The following is a 4,162-nucleotide window of genomic DNA, read 5'->3' on the forward strand; positions in this document are numbered from 1 at the left end:
GAGAATGTTGCACGAAGTGCCATTCTCGCCGATTTGTAAGCAAATCGGCTGAGACGTTGCACGGTGGTGAAATACAAGGCACTGAGACTGAGGCTGACGGGAGCGTACTCACGTACGTGACCGAAGCCGAATGTCGAAAGTAACGCAGTAGTCCGCCACCGTGCAACAGTCTCTATAAGCATTAATGCGCTATATAGTTGAAATAAAAAAACTCCTCTATAGAAGGCTATTTGCTTCTATAGAGGAGATCTAGCTAAATATTAAAGGAGAGCCCAGTTTCCGAGACTCTCGCAGATTCTTACTCTTCTCTCTGCATGGCTTGGAGATCCTCGAGAGTAAAGACGATGTAGACAAGAGACATCTCGTTGTCTTCCTCTACAAAGTAGCCAATGGCACCATCTCCAAGATCGATCATATCACTGTAGGCGCTCATTCCGTGGTTGATAATCACGGCATCGCTCCAGCTCTTAGTATAGGGATTGTAACCGTAGACAGCTCCATCCCAACGCTTCTTAGGACCGAAAGGCAAGGAGTGCAGGAGTATAGGCATGCCATTCTGCTGCATAAATAGTGGCGCTCCATTACACGCTGGATCGTGAAGACCTGAGAAGTCTGCAGTAGGTTGCCATGTAATGCCTTTATCCTGGCTTACTCTGAAGATACGATCGCCCTTGGAAGGATTGCGCACACTCATGAGTATGGACTCATCGGGCATTACAATCACTTTAGCCTCGTCACCACCTTTGCAAGCGAGCTCAGAGACATTCCATGTCTTTCCCTCATCATCGGAGTAAATCAAGTAGTTATCGAGCTTGTACTGGTCATTGACACGGAAGGCAGCGACAAACATGATTCGACCATCCTTAGTCACCGCGCCCTGTCCTGATGCGCAAAAAGCGCTCCACCACTTACGCCGGATAGGATCGGCACAATCCTTACCATACAGGAAGTGAGTAATATCTACCGCTTCGCTCCAAGTGGCTCCGTCGTCATCACTGGTTTTCATGTAGGTAGGCTGTGGCGCATCCGGACGCGAACCCCACAGACCGGGACCTCCAATAAATACCATCACCAACTTACCAGTATTGGTCTGGACTATCGCTGCGTCTCCAAAGCCCTTGCCCTTCCCTGTACCAGCAATAAGGATTTCTGGCTGGCTCCAAATGCGACCATTATCAAAGCTACGACGCTGGATGATATCAATATCCTCAGGGATATCGGTCTGGTTGAACTTGCGCCTATCTGCCAATGCAATTAGTGTCCCCTTGTGGGTCTTATGAATGGCTGGGATACGATAGTTCTTACTATCGCCATCACCAGGCACAAAGAGGGGAGTGTAAGTTCTGAAGAAACGGCGGAAAGTCTCGTCGCCTACCTGCTCCACACTAAGTTCTTCGCCATTGACCGACACCTTATGTATGCGGAAGCGAAGGATATCATGGATATTGAACTGATCGGGTGTAGCAAGATTCGCCACAATATAAAGAGTGGTACGCTTCTCTATATCCTTCTGACTAATTGTAGCACTTTGCCAACTATTGAGCGGGAGGCTCTTATAGCTCACTCGCCCTTTGTAATCATCAAGATCACGCACAGCAAGAGAATCCGACACGAGCACTTCCATTCCCTCAATAAGTCTCTGGCTCTCGAGAGGGATGGTATAGTCAATCTGTAGTATCTCGCCCTTATTGAGTGGCTTATCTAGCTGGATTGCGACAAGGGTGCAGTGCCGCATACCCGCCATCACCCCACGGCGTGATGGGTATACTTTGGCACTCTCTACCGCCATTGCCGAGGTGGCGAATAAGCTAATAATCAGTAGTAAACTATATAGTCTTTTCGTCATCACACGCCTCCGTTACAGATTGTCCTTCTCAATATCCTTGAAGTAGCGGTAGGTACCCACCTTGAGCTCAGCGCACGCTGCTTCATCGGTTACGATAATACCATGGCGGTGTAGCTGAAGGGCTGAGATAGTCCACATATGATTGATACTACCCTCCACACCTTGCTTCAGTGCTTGAGCCTTCTTGGCGCCATTCACTAGTATCATCACCTCCTTAGCATCCATAATGGTTCCCACTCCTACAGTAAGAGCCGTCTTGGGGACAAGTGAGATATCGTTATTGAAGAAGCGAGAATTGACCTCTATAGTATCGGTGGTAAGCGTCTTGACACGTGTGCGAGACGTAAGCGATGAACCTGGCTCGTTGAAAGCAATATGACCGTCCTCTCCAATACCACCGATAAATAGGTCAATACCTCCGTAACTGGCTATCTTATCTTCATATCTCTGGCATTCTACAGCAAAGTCCTTAGCATTGCCATCGAGGAGATTGGTATTCTCTGGCTTGATATCAATGTGCCCGAAGAAGTTATCCCACATAAAAGTGTGGTAGCTCTGCTCGTGGTCGCGAGGGATGCCGATGTACTCATCCATATTGAAGGTCACCACATGCTCGAAGGTCACTACGCCTTCTTTATTGAGGCGGATTAGCTCCTTGTACATACCAAGGGGTGTAGAACCTGTTGGCAATCCAAGAACAAATGGATGCTCTGCTGTTGGCTGAGCATCATTAATCCTCTTTGCCACATAGTTGGCTGCCCATGTAGCCAACTTCTCCTTATTCTCTTGAATAATCAGTCTCATACTTATGAATATTCTTCGTTAAGTCTTAATTATTTAACACTACTTGGGCAATGATACGCCCCATCTCCCAAGCCTTATCCTTATCCTCGGCACTAGGTGCTTGGCTTATCTTGAGACTCTCTGCCACCTTAGTCCAGTTCTTTTGCTTCTCACACCATGCTTCGAGAGGCTTAATGGTATTGGGGTTCCATGTACCTGAGCCAAATGTTGCATATAGCCTATCAGGAATCTGACGCTCGCTGAGCTGATGGAGCACATCCTCAACCCTTGGCCACATACCATTGTTATATGTAGGTGAACCCACTATCACAGCCTTGTACCTGAATACATCGGAGATAACTTGGCTAGCGCTGGAGTGCCCCATGTGGTGCATCACTACTCTATCCACACCATGAGCTCCGAGCGAACGACCGATAATCTCGGCCAGCTCATCGGTATTACCATACATAGAGCCGTAGATCATCACTACACCTGGCTCTGCCTCATAGGTTGCCATCTTGCGGTACAGCTCAAGAATCTCAGGGATATGCTTCTTCCATACCACGCCATGCACAGGAGCAATAACTTCGATATCAAGCTGAAGCGCCCTATCAAGCGTCTTCTGAACAAAGCTACCGTACTTGCCCACGATACAAGTATAATAACGATGTGCCTCGGGCATAAATGCAGCAAGGTCATGCTGGTAATCCCAAAAACCACCATCGATAGCGCCAAAAGCGCCAAAGGCATCGGCAGAGAAGAGCACCTTCTCTTTGGGGTCATAAGTCACCATTACCTCTGGCCAGTGTACCATAGGAGCAAAGACGAAGTGTAGCTCACGGCTACCGATATTAAGCGGTGTCTTCTCGTCTACCTCCAAGAAATCCTCTGTAGATACTCCGTAACCTTCGAGCATCCCTTTGGTCTTCTTGTTACCCACAATGACTACGTTGGGGTAGCGCATCTTGACAAGACCGATAGAACCCGAATGATCAGGCTCCATATGCTGCACAATCAGATAATCAAGCTGCTCACCATCAAGGGCACTCTCGAGCTGCCCGAAGAAGCGCTCAGACATATCCACATCCACGGTATCGAGCAATACATTCTTCTCATCCTTGATGAGGTAGTTGTTGTACGCCATACCATGTGGTAGTGGATAGAGGTGCTCAAAGAAAGCTTTAGTTCTATCATTTTGACCAAAGAAGTAGGTCGACTCATTAATCTTCAGATTATACTTCATTACGATATAGAGACTGTTGCACATTCGAGTTTAGACGTTTTTGACTGACTTTTTTCAGATTTTCGTCTTGTCTAGCTTGAAAAATCGCCTTGTTTTTTGATTATTCTCCTCTGTAAAAGCTCTAAATATGAGCTTTTACAGAGGATTTCTAGTACTTATCTCATAACAAGTGCTCCTCTTATAGAGGCTTCTTCATTTTGCAATAATGTATTGAGGTATAACTGGGGAGCTCTTTTGATGTTGTAGCAAATGGCTTCAAGTATATTTTGTGCATGCGTCTTAGCTAACCC

3 protein-coding genes are annotated in these 4,162 nt (G+C 47.0%); all 3 read right to left on the minus strand.

Features of this window, described 5'->3' with window-relative positions:
* Positions 1 to 298 precede the first annotated feature (298 nt).
* From A3GG_RS0101065 to A3GG_RS0101075, 3 genes are read right to left on the minus strand one after another with little or no spacing between them, the layout of a single operon-like run.
* Positions 299 to 1,846, minus strand: coding sequence for a sialidase family protein (locus tag A3GG_RS0101065; RefSeq protein ID WP_018357487.1), 1,548 nt, complete (start codon positions 1,844 to 1,846; stop codon positions 299 to 301).
* Positions 1,847 to 1,858: 12 nt separating this feature from the next.
* Complete coding sequence (gene nagB, locus A3GG_RS0101070) at positions 1,859 to 2,650, minus strand: glucosamine-6-phosphate deaminase (RefSeq protein ID WP_018357488.1); 792 nt, start codon at positions 2,648 to 2,650, stop codon at positions 1,859 to 1,861.
* A gap of 25 nt (positions 2,651 to 2,675) precedes the next feature.
* Complete coding sequence (locus A3GG_RS0101075; RefSeq protein ID WP_018357489.1) at positions 2,676 to 3,872, minus strand: FprA family A-type flavoprotein; 1,197 nt, start codon at positions 3,870 to 3,872, stop codon at positions 2,676 to 2,678.
* Between the last annotated feature and the right edge of the window lie 290 nt (positions 3,873 to 4,162).

Origin of the sequence: Porphyromonas levii DSM 23370 (genome assembly GCF_000379925.1) — a bacterium.
Taxonomy (GTDB): Bacteria; Bacteroidota; Bacteroidia; order Bacteroidales; family Porphyromonadaceae; genus Porphyromonas_A; species Porphyromonas_A levii.

Bases quoted from the DNA above. Each gene is read 5' to 3' on its own strand.
- A3GG_RS0101065 (WP_018357487.1), bottom strand. From the start codon at position 1,846: ATGACGAAAAGACTATATAGTTTACTACTGATTATTAGCTTATTCGCC.
- A3GG_RS0101075 (WP_018357489.1), bottom strand. From the start codon at position 3,872: ATGAAGTATAATCTGAAGATTAATGAGTCGACCTACTTCTTTGGTCAA.
- nagB (WP_018357488.1), bottom strand. From the start codon at position 2,650: ATGAGACTGATTATTCAAGAGAATAAGGAGAAGTTGGCTACATGGGCA.